Source organism: Burkholderia lata, assembly GCF_902499335.1.
Taxonomy (GTDB): domain Bacteria; phylum Pseudomonadota; class Gammaproteobacteria; order Burkholderiales; family Burkholderiaceae; genus Burkholderia; species Burkholderia lata_B.
In genome coordinates this window covers 644,205-661,766 of record NZ_CABVQK010000001.1, presented here as the reverse complement: position 1 = coordinate 661,766, position 17,562 = coordinate 644,205, and the positions used below count along the sequence as shown (strand labels likewise).

The following is a 17,562-nucleotide window of genomic DNA, read 5'->3' as shown; positions in this document are numbered from 1 at the left end:
GCGAACAAGGAAAGGAGCCGTGATGGCCGAACTGTTGCTGGTCAATGTCGAGGAACGCGCGCGCGATGATGAGGTCGGCGCGTTCCTGACACAGTATGGATTCCCGCTGTTCGATTCGATCGAGCGTGTGCCGGCCGGGATTGGTAACCCGATCGCGCTGCTCAGGTTCAGTACGCTGTCGTCGGTGGCGCTCTACACGCTGCGCGCGCGGATCGACCACATTTCGTGGCGGGGGCGGTCGATTCGTGCGCATATCCTGCCGGATCGGAAGGAGTGAACGGCTTCGTGCGTCAGCGTGGTTGAAGGGGGGAATGTGGGGCGACTCCCCCGCGAATAGGCATCTCCAGCCCGATTTTTGAATCGCCGTGTGTCGTGTTCGCACACAGATACGTTGGGATACAAAGCCTCCAGACGGTTCGGGTATAAATCCGGTGAAGCGATTCACACGGCAGCGCAGTGCCAGCGCCGCCGCTGAGAACGCCGATTCCCGAGCGCCCATACGCGCCGCGGGCCCCCTTCCTTAGCGATCGACAATGGAGAACGAGTCATGCCTGAAACCGTGAACACCCGCCGCCGCCTGATCCTCGGTACGACGCTGGCAAGCCTGAGCCTCGCCGACCTAGGCTTCAGCGCCCTCGCGCATGCACAGTCGGCGCCTGATGCAGCGCCTGCGAAGCGCACGGCCGGCGTCGCGTCGCTGGGCACGATCCACCAGATCGACGCGGGCGTGCTCAACGTCGGGTATGCAGACCTCGGGCCGAAGAACGGCCCCGTCGTGTTCCTGCTGCACGGCTGGCCGTACGACATCTACAGCTATGCGGAAGTTGCGCCGTTGCTCGTCGCGGCCGGCTATCGCGTGATCGTGCCGTACCTGCGCGGCTACGGGTCGACGACGTTCCGCTCGGCTGACACGGTGCGCAACGGCCAGCAGGCGGTGACGGCCGTCGACATCATCGCGTTGATGGATGCGCTGAAGATCGACCGCGCGGTGTTCGGCGGCTACGACTGGGGCGCGCGCACGGCCGACATCATCGCGGCGCTGTGGCCGCAGCGCGTGAAGGCGCTGGTATCGGTGAGCGGCTACCTGATCGGCAGCCAGGCGGCGAACGCCAAGCCGCTGCCGCCGCAGGCCGAGTTCCAGTGGTGGTATCAGTTCTACTTCACGACCGAGCGTGGCGTGCTGGGCTACACGGCGAACCGCGATGCGTTCAACAAACTGATCTGGCAACTCGCGTCGCCGAAGTGGCAGTTCTCCGACGAAACCTATGCGCGCACGGCCGCGTCGTTCCAGAACCCCGATCACGTGGCCGTCGTGATCCACAACTATCGCTGGCGCCTCGGGCTCGTGAAGGGCGAGGCGCAGTACGACGACATCGAGCGGCGTCTTGCGGCCGGGCCCGCGATCACCGTGCCGACGATCACGATGGAAGGCGACGCGAACGGCGCGCCGCATCCGGAACCGGCCGCGTACGCGAAGAAGTTCACGGGCAAGTACCAGCACCGGACGATTTCCGGCGGCATCGGCCACAACCTGCCGCAGGAAGCACCGCAGGCGTTCGCGGATGCGATCCTGCAAGTGGAGCATCTGTGATGCGGGCTCGCGTGGGAGTGGTGCGTCGCGGCGGCCGCCGTGCGTTCGTCGCGTGCGTGCTGCTGGCCTGCGCGCTGACGGTGAGCGGTCCGCCTGCGTTCGCGGAGCAGCCGAAGCCGGTTGCCGCCGCGTCCCCGATCTACGGCGTGACGATTCCGCCCGGCTACCGCAAGTGGGAAATGGTGGCGCCGGCCGAGGAAGCCGCACCGCTCGATGAACTCCGTGTGGTGCTCGGCAATCCCGTCGCGATCCGTGCGCTCGAAAAGGCAACGCTGCCGTTTCCGGACGGCACGATCCTCGTGAAGCTCGCGTACAAGCGCAAGCAGTCCGACGAGTTCGCGCCGGCCACGGTGCCGGGCCAGGCGACGACCGTGCAGGTGATGGTGAAGGACTCGCGCCGCTATGCGTCGACGGGAGGTTGGGGGTTCGGGCGCTTCATCAACGGCGTGCCGGCCGATATCGGCCAGCATCAGACGTGCTTTGCGTGCCACCAGGCGCGTGTGAAGAACCACGATTACGTGTTCACGCGGCTTGCGCCGTGACGTGCGTGGTGTGACGAGTTGGACGGAAAGGCGTGCCGTGCGTGGCACGCCTTTTTTCATGGCGGGTGCGCTTTTGGGGAGCACCTCGGCAGAGCGCGCCAGTGGCCGATGCGGTAGCCGGGTTTGTATCGCACTGTATCTGCGGCCGTTCCTGAAAAACTGGCATGCAGAAAGCACTGGTTTCGGAAACATGGCAGATACGTGGGCGGGTTCTACTGTCGACATGCAGGAAACGTTCGATGCCAGACGATCTGGATCGGATGCCGAATGATCGATTGACCACCTTCCTTCAAGGAGAACCCTCATGAAAGCTGCTCGAATCCTCGCCGTTGCCGTCCTCGCCGCCATCCCCGCATTGTCGTTCGCCGATACCGGCCACGGCCTCACGCGTGCCGACGTGCGCGCCGAACTCGTTCGCCTGGAGCAGGCCGGCTACAACCCGGCCCGCAGCGAGCCGCATTACCCGGAAGACGTCGCGGCTGCGCTGCAGGTCGCGCGCTCCGACCAGAACGGTCCGTCGAAGTCGCAAGACGACAACGTGGCGGATGCGTCGGCGCCTGCCGGCCATCGTGGCGCGACGCAAGCGCGCTCCACGCAGAACGCCGCCGACGACCTGTACGCGCATTCGTGATTTGCCGCCGCGCTTGCTGCCAGCGGGCGCGGCCACCACTGCAACACTTCATGTGATAAACACAACAGAGCAAGGAGCATGACGATGGCCGGTTTGATGAAACGCGTTCTGGTATCCGCCGCGGTGATCGGCGGACTGTTCGGTGCGGTCGCGGCGCAGGCCGTGCCGAAGGACGACCTGAAGGGCACGAACGTCGTGCTCGTGCACGGCGCGTTCGCCGATGGGTCGAGCTGGAACCGCGTGATTCCGCTGCTCGAGGCGCGCGGGCTGCACGTGGTGTCGGTGCAGAATCCGCTGAGCTCGCTCGCCGACGATGCGGCCGCGACGAAGCGCACGATCGACGCGCAGAAGGGGCCGGTCGTGCTGGTCGGCCATTCGTGGGCCGGCGTCGTGATCAGCGATGCGGGCAACGACGACAAGGTGAAATCGCTCGTGTACGTCGCCGCGTTCGCGCCCGATAGCGGCCAGTCGATCGCCGACGTCACGCAGGGGCTGCCGGCGCCCGCCTGGGCCGGTGAACTGCGCAAGGACGCGGGCGGCTTCGCGACGCTGTCGGACAAGGCGATTGCGCAGGATTTCGCGCCGGACCTGTCGCCCGCGCAGCAGCGCATCGTTGCGGCGACCCAGGGGCCGTGGTATGGCGGGTGCATCTCGGAGAAGGTCACGCAGGCCGCGTGGCATGCGAAGCCGTCGACGTTCGTCGTCGCGACGCAGGACCGGATGATCGACCCGACGCTGCAGGAAGCGATGGCGAAGCGGATCGGTGCGACGGTCACGCGCGTGAACGGCAGCCATGTCGCGATGCTGAGCCAGCCGAAGGCCGTGGCCGATGCGATCATCGCGGCCGCCGAACGCGCGAAGCAGGATGCGCAGTGAGTGAATGCGGCGCCGCGTTTTCTCGTCATCGATGAGGCGCGGCGCCGTCAGTGATTGTGATGTCCTTCCACCAGGAGAAGTCATGACCGAACTCTGGCAACTGCCGGCAACCGAACTCGCAAAACGCGTGCGTCAGCGTGAAGTGTCCGCGCGCGAAGTGGCGGACGCCGTGCTCGATCGTCTCGATGCGGTGAATCCGGCGATCAACGCGGTGATCGAACACCGCCCCGACGACGTGCGGCGGCAGGCCGACGAAGTCGATCGCGCGATCGCACGTGGCGACGATCCGGGGCCGCTCGCGGGCGTGCCTGTCACCGTGAAGATCAACGTCGATCAGGCAGGCTTTGCGACGACCAACGGCACGCGCCTGCAGGAGAACCTGATCGCGCACGCCGACAGCCCGGTGGTCGGCAATATCCGGAACGCCGGCGCGATCCTGCTCGGCCGCACCAATTCGCCGACATTCGCGTTGCGCTGGTTCACGTCGAATCTCGTGCATGGCCACACGCGCAATCCGCGCAATCCATCGCTGACGCCGGGCGGATCGAGCGGCGGCGCGGCGGCAGCCGTGGCCGCCGGGATCGGCCCGCTTGCCGTCGGCACCGATATCGGCGGCTCGGTGCGTTATCCGGCCTACGCATGCGGCGTGCACGGCATTCGACCGTCGCTCGGACGTGTGCCGGCGTTCAATGCGTCGTCGCCCGAGCGTGCGATCGGCGCGCAGCTGATGTCGACGGCAGGGCCGATCGCACGCACGATCGACGATCTCTCGCTCGCGCTGCGTGCGTTCGCCGCGCCGGACCCGCGCGACCCGTGGCACGTGGCGGTGCCGTTCGACGGGCGCGAGGTGCCGAAGCGCGCGGCGCTGTGCGTGCGGCCGGGCGGCTTGCAGGTCGTGCCCGAGGTCGAGGCGGCATTGCGCGATGCCGCGCGGCGGCTGATCGATGCGGGCTGGATTGTCGACGAGATCGACGATACGCCGCCGATGCGCGAGGCTGCGCTGCTGCAGGAGCAGCTCTGGCTCGGCGACGGTTTCGATGCATTGACGAGCGCGGTCGTGAAAGACGGCGATCCGGGCGCGGCTGCCGTGATCGACGCCGTGCGTGGCAAGGTGCGCGATCTGCCGGCCGACGTGATCAGCCGCGCACTCGTCCGGCGCACGACGCTGACGCGGCAATGGCGGGTGTTTCTCGACGAATACGCCGTGCTGCTGCTGCCTGTTTCATCGGAACTGCCATTTCCCGACGATCTCGACAGGCAAGGGCAGGAAGGGTTCGATCGCGTGTGGGAGGCGCAGCTCACGTTGCGCGCGCTGCCGGCGATGGGGCTGCCGGGATTGGCCGTAACGACTTCGCTCGTGAATGGCGTGCCGGTCGGCGTGCAGGTGGTTGCCGCGCATCATCGCGAGGATCTGTGCCTGCTCGCGGGGCGCGATATCGAAGCACGCGGCGTGCCGGTCGCGCCGGTCGACCCGGTGGTGTGAGGCGTTGAAGCATGAGTGCATCGGCGATGCCCGTCCGGCGTCGTGCCGATGCATTCCGGCAGCCAGCTTGATTTCCTGAGTCGTCCACGCATGCGCGCCCGCACATGCATGCCATTTCGGATTCCGTTGCAACGCGCCGCACGCCGCGTTGATCGTCTCCCGCGATACCTTTCAAAGTCCTTCGATGCGTGACATCGAACGGTCACCATTCCGCCTGTCCTGCCCGCCGGCGAACCCGCCCCGATAGCGCACGTCTGCTATTGCATTCCCCGCGCCGCTGATTAGGAAATGAATTTTTATTGGTTCTGCTTGCCCGGCCGCACTCGCATAGTGGCGCTGACGGCTATAGACAGCACGCAAGCTGCAACGGCCGCTTTCCCGGTGTTTTTTGATCATACGAATCAACGAAAACAAGGAAGTGTCATGACGGTTGCATTGGAAGAACGAACCGCTGCGCAGCAGGCGCTCGAAGACGCGCGCGCGGCGGCTGCGGCGGCCGGCACGCCCTACGCGGGCGGCGTCGCGCCGGAAGCCGCGTGGGCGCTGTTCTCCGCCGGCGACGCATTGCTGGTGGACGTACGCACAGCCGAGGAACGGAAATTCGTCGGCCACGTGCCGGAGTCGCTGCATGTGCCGTGGGCGACGGGCACGAGCCTGACGCGCAACCCGCGCTTCGTGCGCGAACTGGAAGCGAAGACCGGCAAGGACGCCGTCGTGCTGTTGCTGTGCCGTAGCGGCAACCGCTCGGCGCAAGCGGCCGAGGCCGCGGCGAAGGGCGGTTTCACGCAGGTATTCAACGTGCTCGAAGGGTTCGAGGGCGACCTCGACGAGCGGCAGCATCGCGGCGGCAGCAACGGCTGGCGTTTTCGCGGCCTGCCGTGGGCGCAGGACTGATTCACGGCCGTTACAGGGAGAAAGCAGCATGGCCGCATTCGACATCGACGACATCGTTCAATCGCTGCAAAGCGTACGCCGCGCGTGGCGCGAGAAGCAGCGCCGCTCGCTCGAACCGGGCGGGCGCGACCTGCCGGCGCGCGAGGCGCTCGCGCAGATCATCGGTGCGCTGAAGGGCGTGCTGTTCCCGATGCGGCTCGGGCCGCCCGACCTGCGCCAGGAGAGCGAGAACTTTCACGTGGCCCATGCGCTCGATGCGGCGCTGAATGCGCTGCTCGCGCAAGTGAAGCTGGAATTGCGCTACGCGGCGCGGCAGCGCAGTGCCGAAGGGCCGGTCGATAACGTCGATGAGGTTGCGTCGACGGCCGTGCAGGCGTTTGCCGCGCGCCTGCCCGACATTCGCCGGCTGCTCGACAGCGACGTGCTGGCCGCATTCCACGGCGATCCGGCGGCCGGCAGCGTCGACGAGGTGCTGCTGTGCTACCCGGGCATCCTCGCGATGATCCACCACCGGCTCGCGCACGAGTTGTACGGGCTCGGCCTGCCGCTGCTGGCGCGGATCATCGCCGAGCAGGCGCATGCGGAAACAGGCATCGACATTCATCCGGGCGCGCGCATCGGCGCGGGCTTCTTCATCGATCACGGCACGGGTGTCGTGATCGGCGAGACGGCGATCATCGGCGAGCGCGTGCGCGTGTACCAGGCCGTCACGCTCGGTGCGAAGCGCTTTCCGCGCGATGCGGCGGGCCATCTGGAGAAGGGGCTCGCACGCCATCCGATCGTCGAGGACGATGTGGTGATCTATGCCGGCGCAACGATCCTCGGGCGCGTGACGATCGGGCGCGGCGCGGTGATCGGCGGCAACGTGTGGCTCACGCAGGACGTGCCGGCCGGCGCGAACATCACGCAGGCCGTGCTGCGCAGCGAAGCGAACGCCGCGCCGCGCGCGGCGGCGCGTGTCGCATAGGAGGCGCGATGAGCGACCTCATCCATCACTTCGGCGCCAATGTGCGCAAGCTGCGCGAAGCGCGCACGTGGTCGCAGGAGCAGCTTGCCGAGCATGCGGGGCTGAACCGCTCGTATGTCGGCGAGATCGAGCGCGGCGAGGCGATCGCGTCGATCGTCACGGCCGACAAGATCGCGCGCGCATTCGACGTATCGATCTCGACGCTGCTGCCGGGCGCGTACCTCACCTGAGGCCGCTTCGTTTCGTTTCCCTTTCGGTTGCACGCGACATGACGGCTATAGCATGTTGAGCCGGCAGGTGCGTGCTTCCGATAATCACCGAGCGTCATAAGCAATCCCGTTTTTCATCTTAAGAACCCGGAGCCACACATGTCGACCGTTGCAAGCGGCACGGCCGCGCTGAGCGATCACGCCGCCCGCCAACTAGCGAACGCTACCAAGACCGTCCCCCAGCTTTCCACGATCACGCCGCGCTGGTTGACCCACCTGCTGCAATGGGTGCCGGTCGAGGCCGGCATCTATCGCCTGAACCAGGTGAAGAACCCGGAAGCCGTTCGTGCCGCGTGCACGCAGCTCGAGGACGAAAGCGTGCTGCCGCAAACCTTCGTGCCGTACGAGGAACAGCCGCGCGAGTATTTCCTGAACGCGGTGAGCACGGTGCTCGACGTGCATACGCGGATCTCCGATCTTTACAGCAGTCCTCACGACCAGATCAAGGAACAGCTGCGCCTGACGATCGAGACGATCAAGGAACTGCAGGAAAGCCAGCTGATCAACAACCCTGACTACGGGCTGCTCGCCAACGTGACCGACGACCAGCGGATCTTCCCGCTGACGGGTGCGCCGACGCCGGACGATCTCGACGAGCTGCTGACCAAGGTGTGGAAGGAGCCCGCGTTCTTCCTCACGCACCCGCTCGCGATCGCCGCGTTCGGCCGCGAATGCACGCGGCGCGGCGTGCCGCCGCCGACGGTCAGCCTGTTCGGTTCGCAGTTCCTCACGTGGCGCGGCATTCCGCTGATCCCGTCGGACAAGGTGCCGGTCGCGGACGGCAAGACCAAGATCCTGCTGCTGCGCGTCGGCGACAAGCGTCAGGGCGTGGTCGGCCTGTATCAGCCGGGCGTCGCGGGCGAGCAGGGCCCGGGCCTGTCGGTGCGCTTCATGGGGATCAACAACCAGGCGATCGCGTCGTACCTGATCTCGCTGTATTGCTCGCTCGCGGTCCATTCGCCGGATGCGCTGGCTGTCCTCGATGACGTCGAAATCGCCAAGTTCCATGACTATCCCGACACCTACCGTTAATCCCGGCGTGGCCGGCGGCGACGCGCACGAGCTGCCGCACGCGCCGCTGCCGGCAGGCTTGCCCGATCCCGCGACGCTTGCGCGGCTCGCGTCCGAGTTCTTCGCGACGCCGCCCGGGCAGGCCACCGCGCCCGGGCTGTCGGCGGGCAGCGGCGCGGTCGGCGGCGTGCCGTCGGCATTGCCGGCCGCGGCGCCGATCCTCGCGTCGGTGAGCAACCCGGTACCGGGCGGCTCGCCGCTCGCAGGGCCGGGCGGCGCGGGCACCGGCGTGCCGGGTCTCGCGCTCCCGCAAGGGAAAGTGCCCGGTGCGAACCTCGCGCCGTCCGCGCCGACGCACGTGCTGTCGCTCGGCAACCGCGCACCCGCGCTCGCGCCGCATGCGGCCGCGCAGAACGGGCTGCCCGACAACGCCGTGTCGATCGCGCCCGCGCTCGAACCGCGCGTCGGCGGTGCGGCGCTCGGCGTGCCGCAGGTGAATGCACCGGTACCGGAAGGCACGGCGAAGGCATCGCCGTACTACTTCACCGACGGTTCGCTGCAGGGCTGGCAGGCGACGCCGCAGGACATCGTGGTGCCGTCGAACGGTCTTGCATCGCCGGAAGCGTTCGGGCTGCCGGGTGACGATGCGCTGCGCGAGCTGCTCGCCGTGCATCGCGACGTGCCGGTGTCACGCGCGTCGGGCGCCGACGTGCCGCGTTACTTCATCGACGATGCGCACGCAGCCGAGCCGCAGGGCCAGCTGCATCGCGGCGCGCACCCGCCGTTCGATGTGAACGCGATCCGCCGCGATTTCCCGATCCTGCAGGAGCGCGTGAACGGCAAGCAGCTCGTGTGGTTCGACAATGCGGCGACGACGCACAAGCCGCAGGCCGTGATCGATCGGCTCGCGTATTTCTATGCGCACGAGAACTCGAACATTCACCGCGCCGCGCATGCACTGGCCGGCCGTGCGACGGATGCGTACGAGCATGCGCGGGACACCGTGCGGCGTTTCATCGGCGCATCGTCGCCTGATGAAATCGTGTTCGTGCGCGGCACGACCGAGGCGATCAACCTGATCGCGAAGACGTGGGGCGTGCAGAACGTCGGCGAAGGCGACGAGATCATCGTGTCGCATCTCGAACATCACGCGAACATCGTGCCGTGGCAGCAGCTTGCTGCGCAGAAAGGCGCGAAGCTGCGCGTGATTCCGGTCGACGATTCGGGGCAGGTGCTGCTCGACGAATACCGGAAGCTGCTCAACGACCGCACGAAGATCGTATCCGTCACGCAGGTGTCGAACGCGCTCGGTACGGTCGTGCCGGTGAAGGAAATCGTCGAGCTTGCGCATCGTGCCGGCGCGAAGGCGCTCGTCGACGGCGCGCAGTCGATCTCGCACATGCGCGTGGACGTGCAGGCGCTCGATGCGGATTTCTTCGTGTTCTCCGGGCACAAGATCTACGGGCCGACCGGGATCGGCGTCGTGTACGGCAAGCGCGCGATTCTCGACGACATGCCGCCGTGGCAGGGGGGCGGCAACATGATCGCGGACGTGACGTTCGAGCGTACGGTGTTCCAGCCGCCGCCAAACCGGTTCGAGGCCGGCACCGGCAACATCGCGGATGCGGTGGGGCTGGGTGCCGCGCTCGACTACGTGAACCGGGTCGGCATCGAGAACATCGCGCGCTACGAGCACGACCTGCTTGCGTATGCGACGAGCGTGCTCGCACCGGTGCCGGGCGTGCGGCTCGTCGGCACCGCGCGCGACAAGGCGAGCGTGCTGTCGTTCGTGCTGAAGGGCTACGAGACCGAGGAGGTCGGGCAGGCGCTGAACGAAGAGGGCATCGCGGTGCGCTCGGGGCATCACTGCGCGCAGCCGATCCTGCGGCGTTTCGGGCTGGAGGCAACGGTGCGGCCGTCGCTCGCGTTCTACAACACGTGCGACGAAGTCGATGCGCTGGTGAGCGTCGTGCGGCGTCTTGCGACGCGGCGTTGACGTCATTCGCTTGCGGCGGCCCTCGTGGTCGCCGCAAGCGTTTCGTTGCTAAAAAAAGTCAGAACCGCACGACCTGCTTCTGCTCGACGTTGAAGCCGTCACGCAGCACGCTCGCCGAATCCGCGAAGTAGCGGCGGGTTTCCGACAGCAGGTCGGTGTTGCCGCGACGGCAGAACACCACGCCCGATCCTTCTTCCGTCAGCAGTTCGTCGATCAGCGATTCGGGTTGCCCGATATCGGCGAGATGGACGTTCTGCACGCCGTGTGCGAGCGCATCGAGCGCTTCCCGCACGCAGGGCGCCGCGGTGGCCGCCGGGTGCTCGGCCAGCCACTGCTCGAGTTCGGTGATGCCGTAGAGTCCGGCTAGCTCGCCGAGTTCGCGCAGCAGCGCGCTTTCGACCATCATCACCAGCGTCACGGCACCCGTGCGTTGCGCGAAGAGGCTGCCGAGCCGTTCCGGGCGCAACAGGTGATCATGGCCTGCGTCATCCGGAGCGACCGGCATCACGACGGGCACCAGACCGTTCGCAAGAAACGCGGTCAACGCGGCGCCGTCGAATCGCGCGACTTCGCACGTATCGGTGCGGTCGGAATCGGCGCCCGCAACCAGCATGCCGCCGTCGTGGCCGTCGATGCCGATCGCCTTCGCGCCATGGCTGCCGATCAGGCGCACCAGTTCATGATTGACGCCCGCCATCGCCGCGTGAACGGCGTGGACCGATTGCGCACCGGACGCGGCCGGACCACCCTGGACGACGATCGGACGAACGCCGGTGAGTGCGAGCAGCGCGACATCCTGCGCGAACGCCTGACGGGCGCGCGCATCGTTCGCGGCGCCGCCTTCGACGATGACGACGGTCTGCCCGTGCAGGGCCTGCATGAACGGCAGCGAGCGGGCCAGGCCGGCCACGCGACGCGACGTAAGAGTGGGACTTTCAGGGTCTGGGAACATGGGAATCCGAATGGATGAAGGGAGTGCCTGTCGCCGCACGGCGTGGCATCAATGCGCGCGTTGCATCAGCTGGTGAATCTCGTTGGGCGTCAACGCGTCGCGCGATGCCTGCCGGAACGCGCGGTCGCTGAAACACCGGGCCGCGTCGGCGAGCAGTTCGAGATGCGCGCGATCGTCTTCTTTCGGCAGGATCAGCACGATGAATTCGTGCACAGGCTTGCGGTCCGGCGCGTTGAACGCGAACGGGTACAGCGCGCGCACGAACAGCGCGGCGGCCGCGCCGAGCCCGTCGACACGCGCATGCGGAATCGCGACGCCCTGGCCGAGGCCGGTCGAGCCGAGCTGTTCACGCTTGATCAGTTCGGTCCTGATGCGTTCCGCGGAAACGCCGCTGCTGCGCTCGATATATCGCGCGACGAGGTCGAACAACTGGATCGGGCTTTCGACCGGGACATCGAGCAGGATGTTGTCCGGCGGACAGGCGTCGGCCAGTCGGGTCGCGAACGGTGCACCGCCGCGTCGGTAGGGAAGGTCGGGTTGGCCGCCGGCGGCGGCCTGCTGCGTTTGCATGCGGATCTCTCCGTGTCGGGATGACAGGGAAATCCTAGACAAAACCGCGTAAAGACGGTGTCAGATACGCGGGGGCCCGGTATTAAAATTGTGTATCGATTGCCGCTGGAACCGGACCCGATACGTACTTCTTCAGGTGCCTGACAACACGAACGGCAGCGTCGTCAGCAGAAAGACCGAAATGCCGATGACCGGCGCGCCGAACGCGATCGCCGCGAACGCCACCGCGGCGCTGGTCAGCACGAGCGTTCTCGACACCCGTCGGTGCCGGTCGTGTGCAGCCGCCCTGTCATCGCGGATTGCATCGGTCCGCGCACCGATCACGTGTTTCCAGAACGTCAGGCCAAGCATGATTGCTCCTGTATGAAAGACGAACGGGTTGTGGCGCGCTATGCGCCCGCCAAGCGGGTCAGCAGCGCTGGAGCTTGAGCACGCGCGAGATCTGCCCGGGCGTGAAGCTGCTGTTGCGCACGTACGGCGCGCAGTCGAGCGGTGCGGTGAGCGATTCACTGACGACGTACTGGCCGACGAAGCGGTACGCGTCCGTTGCCATGCGGATGAACACCGGAATCGCATCGCGTTGCGCGGCGAGCGTCCTGCCGGCCGCCCGCGCGGACGCGCTGCCGTCGCAGAGGATCACGTCGGGCGCGTGCGGGTTGAGGTCCGTGCGCAGGCAGGCGGCCACGACCTTGCCGTTCTTCGTCGGCAGGAACGCCTGTTTGCTGCCGCCGCATGCGGTGTGGATGAATTCGCGGGTGTACTGCTTGTCGATCTCGAACATGACCGGGCTCCGGTATCGGAAACTTCCGTTGGTTAAATCAGGTATGCAAAGCAATGAGGCTGGATCGACGTGCGGGATACGGGCATGCCAGTCGATCGTTGCCGGGGCGGCGGATCGATGGCGCGTCGTGACGGGGTTTTCCGCGCGAACACGCTTGCATCGCGCGATGCGCGGCCAGCGCATCGACGTCATGTTCAAGCGTGCACGGGAAGGACTACGGCGCGCACCGTCCGCCTGCTGGCAGGACGGTGGCTCGGGAAAAGAGAGACGCAGGCGTCCTGCCTGTCAGGCAGAAAAGCAACTCGGAGGGCGAGGACTTCGGATGCGCATGTGCGTACTCGGTGATGGATTGCGAACACATTCTAGTGAACGCATGCGCGGGCGCAAGTAAAAAGGTCGTAAAGGTTACGCGGCCCGTGCGGGATGACGCCATGTACTACGTGCACTGCCGGAGGTGCTGGGTTGTACAGTCGGCATGGCGGGGAAGCGGTGGGGGTTCGAAGCCTGTGTGCCTGTGTGAGCGGAACCGCAGCCGATCAACGTCCGGCGAGCATCCGTCCGCCGACACCCATCAGCAGCAAGCCGGCCGTCGTATCGAGCACGGCCTTGCGACGGACCAGCAGCCCGCGCACCGACGGGTGCGAGGCGAGCAGCGCCATCGTGCAATACCACGCGGCCGATATCGCCACCGACAGCGTGACGACTGCGAGATCAAGCCATGCCGGCGCATGGGCCGGCACCATCAGCGCGAAGATGCTCCCGTAGAACGCGACCGATTTCGGATTCGTCATGCTGACGACATAGCCCTTCTTCGCGGCGTGCCAGTCGGACGCGGCGACCATAGCGGCAACGGGCAACGGCTTGCGCGCGGTCAGGATCATCTTCAGGCCGAGCCAGATCAGGTAGGCCGCGCCCGCCAGCCGCAGCGCCGTGTGTACCCATGCGACATGCGTGACGAGCAGGCTGAGCCCGGCGATCGCGATCGCCGCCCAGGTGCCGGACGCGGCGGCCAGGCCAAGGCCCGTCATCACACCGGCGCGGCGCGACTCGACCGCGGTCGACGTGACGATCACGAAGTTCGGGCCGGGGCTGGCGACGCTCAGCAAAAGGACGCCGGCAAGCGGAAGCAAGGTAGTGAGGGTGGTCGACATGGCGTGGCGGGCAGTGCGACGGGACGGGCTTTCATCTTACCCGAGCGCGCTGGCGGGCCGGCGCGTCGCGCTGTTTCGCCGATCCAATGCGAAAACGCGTGACGACTTTCGTCGCCACGCGTTGCATTACTGCGTATGGCATGCACACATGCCGGCGAACCGGCACACGCGCCGTACCGTCAGAAATCGAACCCAGGGCCACCCGCACCCGGGCCGCCAGGTGCCGCCGCCGGCGCCGCATCCTTCGGCGCTTCGAACACGGTCGCATCGGTCGTCAGCAACAGCCCCGCGACCGACGCCGCGTTCTGCAGCGCCGTGCGCGTGACCTTGGTCGGATCGAGCACACCCGATTCGACGAGGTCGCCGTATTCGCCCGTCTGCGCGTTGTACCCGAAGTTGCCCGAGCCTTCGGCCACCTTCGCGACGACGACGCTCGCTTCCTCGCCCGCGTTCGTGACGATCTGGCGCAGCGGTTCCTCGAGCGCGCGCAGCACGATCTTGATGCCCGCGTTCTGGTCGGCGTTCACGCCCTGCAACTCACGGATCGCCTGCCGCACGCGGATCAGCGCGACGCCGCCGCCCGGTACGATGCCTTCCTCGACGGCGGCACGCGTCGCGTGCAGCGCGTCGTCTACGCGGTCCTTCTTCTCCTTCACTTCGATCTCGGTGGCGCCGCCGACCTTGATCACCGCGACACCGCCCGCAAGCTTCGCGACGCGTTCCTGCAGCTTTTCACGGTCGTAGTCGGAGGTTGCTTCCTCGATCTGCACGCGGATCTGCTTCACGCGCGCTTCGATGTTCTTCGCATCGCCCGCGCCGTCGATCACGGTCGTGTTTTCCTTGCCGACCTCGATGCGCTTCGCCTGGCCGAGTTCGGCGAGCGTCGCTTTTTCGAGCGTCAACCCCGTTTCCTCGGCGATCACCTGCCCGCCGGTGAGGATCGCGATGTCCTCGAGCAGTGCCTTGCGGCGGTCGCCGAAGCCCGGCGCCTTCACGGCCACCGTCTTCAGGATTCCGCGGATGTTGTTCACGACCAGCGTCGCGAGCGCTTCGCCTTCGACATCTTCCGCGATGATCAGCAGCGGCCGGCCCGACTTCGCGACCTGTTCGAGCACCGGCAGCAGGTCGCGGATGTTCGAGATCTTCTTGTCGTGCAGCAGGATGTACGGGCTTTCGATCTCGGCGATCTGCTTGTCGGGATTGTTGATGAAGTACGGCGACAGGTAGCCGCGATCGAACTGCAGCCCCTCGACGACATCGAGCTCGTCCGCGAGCGACTTGCCGTCCTCGACGGTGATCACGCCTTCCTTGCCGACACGGTCGATCGCTTCCGCGATGCGCTGGCCGATCGATTCCTCGCCGTTCGCGGAGATCGTCGCGACCTGCGCGATTTCCTTGCTCGTGGTGGTCGGCCGGCTGATTTTCTTCAGCTCGTCGACGGCCGCCGCGACGGCCTTGTCGATGCCGCGCTTCAGGTCGAGCGGATTGAGCCCGGCCGCGACGTATTTCTGGCCTTCACGGACGATTGCCTGCGCGAGCACGGTAGCCGTCGTGGTGCCGTCGCCGGCTGCGTCGCTGGTGCGCGACGCGACTTCCTTCACGAGTTGCGCGCCGATGTTCTGCAGCTTGTCCGCGAGTTCGATTTCCTTCGCGACCGATACGCCGTCCTTCGTGACGACCGGTGCGCCGAAGCTGCGTTCGAGCACGACGTTGCGGCCCTTCGGCCCGAGCGTGACCTTCACCGCGTTCGCGAGAATGTTCACGCCTTCCGTCAGCTTGGCCCGTGCGACGTCGCTGAAAATGATTTCCTTCGCTGCCATGATTGCGCTCCGTTATTGATTGACGACCGCGACGATGTCTTCTTCGCGCAGTACGAGAAACTCGTTGCCGTCCACCTTGACGGCCTGGCCCGCGTACTTGCCGAACAGCACGCGCTCGCCGACCTGCAGGTCGGGCACGATGCGCTGGCCGTCCGCATCCTTGCGGCCGGGGCCGACGGCGATCACTTCACCCTGGTCGGGCTTTTCCGCGGCGCTGTCGGGGATCACGATCCCCGACGCGGTGGTGGTTTCCTGGTCGAGTCGCTTCACGATCACGCGGTCGTGCAAGGGGCGTAGGCTCATTTGTTCGTCCTGTGCTGTTCTGTCGAGATTGGCTGGCACTCTTTAGCAGAGAGTGCTGACGAGTATAAAAATGCGCGGCGACGCGATCCAATAACGGATTCGGAAATGCATTCGCGCCGGCGTGCAAAGCGCGTGGCACCCGCTACCGCGACACGGCCTCCTGTGCGGCGGGCGTGCAGACAGGGCGGATCGTCTCGCCGGCGAGCACGCGCTTCACGAACGGAATCGAATCGGCGAGCGACGCGTTCACGGTGCCGTTGTGTTCGCGGCCCGCATACAGGTGCGCCTCGACTGTCGTACCCGCCGCACACGCATCCTTCGCGAGCGCGAGTTCGAGCGGCGCGAGCCCGTCGTCCGCGCCCGCGCCGATGAAGACGGGCGAGGCGATCTTCAGCGTCGGGACCTTCAGGTATTCATCCCACCATGCCTTCAGCCGTGCATCGCCGCCGGGCTTCACGGTGTTCGCGTGCGTGAGGTGCGCGAGCGCCGCGTCGTCCTCGAGCGACGCGAGGCAACTGATGCGCGCCTGTTCGAGGATCGGCAACGCCTGCTCGGTCAGCACCTCGTCCGCGCGCAGCGACGGGTCGATCTGCTGGGCGGAGAGCACCGAGTAGAACTGATACGCGAGCGTCGGATCGACGCGATCGGGATCGCGCCGGTAGGCGCTCTCGAACTTCGGCAGCGACGCGAGCGTGGCAGGCGATGCGTTGTAGATCGTGCCGGTTGCAACGGTCGCGCGGATCACGAGTTCGGGTGCATAGGCGGGCGCGTAGCCGGCCGCCGCGAACACGGCCGAGCCGCCTTGCGACTGGCCGACGAGCACGACCTCGTTCGCGAGGCCCGGTACGCCGCCGAGCACCGCGCGCACGCTGTCGAGCAGCGTGTAGCTGTTCGAGCGGTTGTTGAGCTGCGGATTCGGGCCGGGCGTGCCGAGCCCCTGATAGTCGGTCGCGACGACCGCGAACCCTTGCTGAAGCCATGCGTTCAGGTAGCGCACGTCGCGGTACGAGCGGCCGAACCACGACGGCGCGCAGATGTCGGCCATCCCGAACGTGCCGTGCGCCCACGCGACGATCGGCCAGCCGCCCGCCGGTGGCGTGCCGCGCGGCACGAACAGCGTACCCGACACGGCGATCGGCGTGCGGCCGCCGACGCCGTCGGTCGATGCATAGAGGATGCGCAGCTGGCGCCCGGCGCGCGCGAGCCCGAGCGTCGCCGGAAGCGGCTCGGCGCGTAGCAGCACGCCGGGCGTCGCCGGAATGTCGCGGTCCCACGTGTAGAACGCGGACACGCGGCCGTCGCCCTGCAACGGATCCGGCGCAGGAACGCGGCCGGGTGAAGCCGCGTGCGAAAGGAGAGACGATACGGCGAGCGCCGAAGCCAGCAGCGTGCGCGCGGTGTAGCCGCGCAGGGGGAGGAGCGTCATGGTCGGATGGGTGTCGGTGAAGTCGGATCGGACGCGCCGGACATTGCGCGGCGCGGGCCGACCACGACGCAAGTTTCGAACCAGTGTGCGCGGCGCGAGGCATGACGGGCTATCGCGTCGCACGGCATGTCCCGCACGCATGCGCCGGCTGCGTGTTCCGCAGCAAACGGAGCCGGCGGGCTGTTGCTCCCGCAACAGAGGCATACGCATGGATCGCACGGAGCGCATCGAGCGCGGCGCGCACACACCGTGGTGCGGGCATCCGGACCGAAAGTGCGCGGCTGGCACGATTGCTGCTG

At 67.0% G+C, this 17,562-nt stretch carries 19 protein-coding genes; 11 read left to right on the top strand and 8 right to left on the bottom strand.

The window, feature by feature from the left end:
- Nucleotides 1–22: 22 nt before the first annotated feature.
- The 11 genes from BCO18175_RS03075 (at nucleotide 23) to BCO18175_RS03025 (ending at nucleotide 10,260) form a co-directional block, all read left to right on the top strand.
- Nucleotides 23–277 (top strand): RNA-binding protein, encoded by a 255-nt coding sequence (locus BCO18175_RS03075; RefSeq protein ID WP_174979304.1) that lies wholly within the window; start codon nucleotides 23–25, stop codon nucleotides 275–277.
- A 270-nt stretch (nucleotides 278–547) separates the two neighbouring features.
- Nucleotides 548–1,591, top strand: coding sequence for an alpha/beta fold hydrolase (locus BCO18175_RS03070; RefSeq protein ID WP_174979302.1), 1,044 nt, complete (start codon nucleotides 548–550; stop codon nucleotides 1,589–1,591).
- Complete coding sequence (locus BCO18175_RS03065) at nucleotides 1,591–2,133, top strand: cytochrome P460 family protein (RefSeq protein ID WP_174979301.1); 543 nt, start codon at nucleotides 1,591–1,593, stop codon at nucleotides 2,131–2,133. The genes BCO18175_RS03070 and BCO18175_RS03065 overlap by 1 nt, the downstream gene beginning before the upstream one ends.
- A 304-nt stretch (nucleotides 2,134–2,437) precedes the next feature.
- On the top strand, nucleotides 2,438–2,764 hold the full coding sequence (locus tag BCO18175_RS03060; protein ID WP_174979300.1) for a DUF4148 domain-containing protein: 327 nt from the start codon (nucleotides 2,438–2,440) through the stop codon (nucleotides 2,762–2,764).
- A gap of 84 nt (nucleotides 2,765–2,848) precedes the next feature.
- Entirely contained in the window at nucleotides 2,849–3,640 is a 792-nt protein-coding gene (locus BCO18175_RS03055; protein ID WP_174979299.1) for an alpha/beta fold hydrolase, read from the top strand.
- An 82-nt stretch (nucleotides 3,641–3,722) separates the two neighbouring features.
- Entirely contained in the window at nucleotides 3,723–5,123 is a 1,401-nt protein-coding gene (locus BCO18175_RS03050) for an amidase family protein (protein ID WP_174979298.1), read from the top strand.
- A gap of 423 nt (nucleotides 5,124–5,546) precedes the next feature.
- Complete coding sequence (locus tag BCO18175_RS03045) at nucleotides 5,547–6,017, top strand: rhodanese-like domain-containing protein (RefSeq protein ID WP_174970542.1); 471 nt, start codon at nucleotides 5,547–5,549, stop codon at nucleotides 6,015–6,017.
- A 28-nt stretch (nucleotides 6,018–6,045) separates the two neighbouring features.
- A complete protein-coding gene (epsC, locus tag BCO18175_RS03040) occupies nucleotides 6,046–6,984 on the top strand; it encodes a serine O-acetyltransferase EpsC (protein ID WP_174979297.1) in 939 nt (312 codons plus the stop codon).
- A gap of 8 nt (nucleotides 6,985–6,992) precedes the next feature.
- A complete protein-coding gene (locus tag BCO18175_RS03035; protein ID WP_174915704.1) occupies nucleotides 6,993–7,214 on the top strand; it encodes a helix-turn-helix domain-containing protein in 222 nt (73 codons plus the stop codon).
- A 138-nt stretch (nucleotides 7,215–7,352) separates the two neighbouring features.
- On the top strand, nucleotides 7,353–8,285 hold the full coding sequence (locus BCO18175_RS03030; RefSeq protein WP_021156739.1) for a family 2A encapsulin nanocompartment shell protein: 933 nt from the start codon (nucleotides 7,353–7,355) through the stop codon (nucleotides 8,283–8,285).
- A complete protein-coding gene (locus tag BCO18175_RS03025) occupies nucleotides 8,260–10,260 on the top strand; it encodes a family 2A encapsulin nanocompartment cargo protein cysteine desulfurase (RefSeq protein WP_174979296.1) in 2,001 nt (666 codons plus the stop codon). Before BCO18175_RS03030 ends, BCO18175_RS03025 begins: the two co-directional genes overlap by 26 nt.
- Before the next feature lie 58 nt (nucleotides 10,261–10,318).
- Here the strand turns inward: BCO18175_RS03025 and BCO18175_RS03020 are convergent, their stop codons facing one another.
- From BCO18175_RS03020 to BCO18175_RS02985, 8 genes are all read right to left on the bottom strand, one after another.
- The gene (locus BCO18175_RS03020; RefSeq protein WP_174979294.1) at nucleotides 10,319–11,212 is read right to left on the bottom strand and encodes an amino acid kinase family protein; all 894 of its coding nucleotides are present in this window, start codon (nucleotides 11,210–11,212) and stop codon (nucleotides 10,319–10,321) included.
- Between the two features lie 48 nt (nucleotides 11,213–11,260).
- Nucleotides 11,261–11,782, bottom strand: coding sequence for a PTS sugar transporter subunit IIA (locus BCO18175_RS03015; RefSeq protein ID WP_174979293.1), 522 nt, complete (start codon nucleotides 11,780–11,782; stop codon nucleotides 11,261–11,263).
- 132 nt (nucleotides 11,783–11,914) lie between these two features.
- Nucleotides 11,915–12,133 (bottom strand): hypothetical protein, encoded by a 219-nt coding sequence (locus tag BCO18175_RS03010; protein WP_241020478.1) that lies wholly within the window; start codon nucleotides 12,131–12,133, stop codon nucleotides 11,915–11,917.
- Nucleotides 12,134–12,191: 58 nt separating this feature from the next.
- The gene (locus BCO18175_RS03005; protein WP_174970552.1) at nucleotides 12,192–12,563 is read right to left on the bottom strand and encodes a DUF6697 family protein; all 372 of its coding nucleotides are present in this window, start codon (nucleotides 12,561–12,563) and stop codon (nucleotides 12,192–12,194) included.
- 536 nt (nucleotides 12,564–13,099) lie between these two features.
- Entirely contained in the window at nucleotides 13,100–13,714 is a 615-nt protein-coding gene (locus BCO18175_RS03000; protein WP_174979290.1) for a LysE family translocator, read from the bottom strand.
- A gap of 179 nt (nucleotides 13,715–13,893) precedes the next feature.
- The gene (groL, locus tag BCO18175_RS02995) at nucleotides 13,894–15,534 is read right to left on the bottom strand and encodes a chaperonin GroEL (RefSeq protein ID WP_047851824.1); all 1,641 of its coding nucleotides are present in this window, start codon (nucleotides 15,532–15,534) and stop codon (nucleotides 13,894–13,896) included.
- 12 nt (nucleotides 15,535–15,546) lie between these two features.
- The gene (locus BCO18175_RS02990; protein ID WP_011356207.1) at nucleotides 15,547–15,837 is read right to left on the bottom strand and encodes a co-chaperone GroES; all 291 of its coding nucleotides are present in this window, start codon (nucleotides 15,835–15,837) and stop codon (nucleotides 15,547–15,549) included.
- 142 nt (nucleotides 15,838–15,979) lie between these two features.
- On the bottom strand, nucleotides 15,980–17,263 hold the full coding sequence (locus BCO18175_RS02985) for an alpha/beta fold hydrolase (RefSeq protein ID WP_174979288.1): 1,284 nt from the start codon (nucleotides 17,261–17,263) through the stop codon (nucleotides 15,980–15,982).
- Nucleotides 17,264–17,562: the final 299 nt, after the last annotated feature.

Excerpts from the sequence above, each read along its gene's own strand:
- BCO18175_RS03015 (WP_174979293.1), bottom strand. The coding sequence starts at position 11,782 with ATGCAAACGCAGCAGGCCGCCGCCGGCGGCCAACCCGACCTTCCCTAC.
- BCO18175_RS03075 (WP_174979304.1), top strand. The coding sequence starts at position 23 with ATGGCCGAACTGTTGCTGGTCAATGTCGAGGAACGCGCGCGCGATGAT.
- BCO18175_RS03000 (WP_174979290.1), bottom strand. The coding sequence starts at position 13,714 with ATGTCGACCACCCTCACTACCTTGCTTCCGCTTGCCGGCGTCCTTTTG.
- BCO18175_RS03005 (WP_174970552.1), bottom strand. The coding sequence starts at position 12,563 with ATGTTCGAGATCGACAAGCAGTACACCCGCGAATTCATCCACACCGCA.
- BCO18175_RS03055 (WP_174979299.1), top strand. The coding sequence starts at position 2,849 with ATGGCCGGTTTGATGAAACGCGTTCTGGTATCCGCCGCGGTGATCGGC.
- BCO18175_RS03060 (WP_174979300.1), top strand. The coding sequence starts at position 2,438 with ATGAAAGCTGCTCGAATCCTCGCCGTTGCCGTCCTCGCCGCCATCCCC.
- BCO18175_RS03020 (WP_174979294.1), bottom strand. The coding sequence starts at position 11,212 with ATGTTCCCAGACCCTGAAAGTCCCACTCTTACGTCGCGTCGCGTGGCC.
- BCO18175_RS02990 (WP_011356207.1), bottom strand. The coding sequence starts at position 15,837 with ATGAGCCTACGCCCCTTGCACGACCGCGTGATCGTGAAGCGACTCGAC.
- epsC (WP_174979297.1), top strand. The coding sequence starts at position 6,046 with ATGGCCGCATTCGACATCGACGACATCGTTCAATCGCTGCAAAGCGTA.
- BCO18175_RS03025 (WP_174979296.1), top strand. The coding sequence starts at position 8,260 with ATGACTATCCCGACACCTACCGTTAATCCCGGCGTGGCCGGCGGCGAC.
- BCO18175_RS02985 (WP_174979288.1), bottom strand. The coding sequence starts at position 17,263 with ATGACGCTCCTCCCCCTGCGCGGCTACACCGCGCGCACGCTGCTGGCT.
- BCO18175_RS03065 (WP_174979301.1), top strand. The coding sequence starts at position 1,591 with ATGCGGGCTCGCGTGGGAGTGGTGCGTCGCGGCGGCCGCCGTGCGTTC.
- BCO18175_RS03050 (WP_174979298.1), top strand. The coding sequence starts at position 3,723 with ATGACCGAACTCTGGCAACTGCCGGCAACCGAACTCGCAAAACGCGTG.
- BCO18175_RS03035 (WP_174915704.1), top strand. The coding sequence starts at position 6,993 with ATGAGCGACCTCATCCATCACTTCGGCGCCAATGTGCGCAAGCTGCGC.
- BCO18175_RS03070 (WP_174979302.1), top strand. The coding sequence starts at position 548 with ATGCCTGAAACCGTGAACACCCGCCGCCGCCTGATCCTCGGTACGACG.
- BCO18175_RS03045 (WP_174970542.1), top strand. The coding sequence starts at position 5,547 with ATGACGGTTGCATTGGAAGAACGAACCGCTGCGCAGCAGGCGCTCGAA.
- BCO18175_RS03030 (WP_021156739.1), top strand. The coding sequence starts at position 7,353 with ATGTCGACCGTTGCAAGCGGCACGGCCGCGCTGAGCGATCACGCCGCC.
- groL (WP_047851824.1), bottom strand. The coding sequence starts at position 15,534 with ATGGCAGCGAAGGAAATCATTTTCAGCGACGTCGCACGGGCCAAGCTG.
- BCO18175_RS03010 (WP_241020478.1), bottom strand. The coding sequence starts at position 12,133 with ATGCTTGGCCTGACGTTCTGGAAACACGTGATCGGTGCGCGGACCGAT.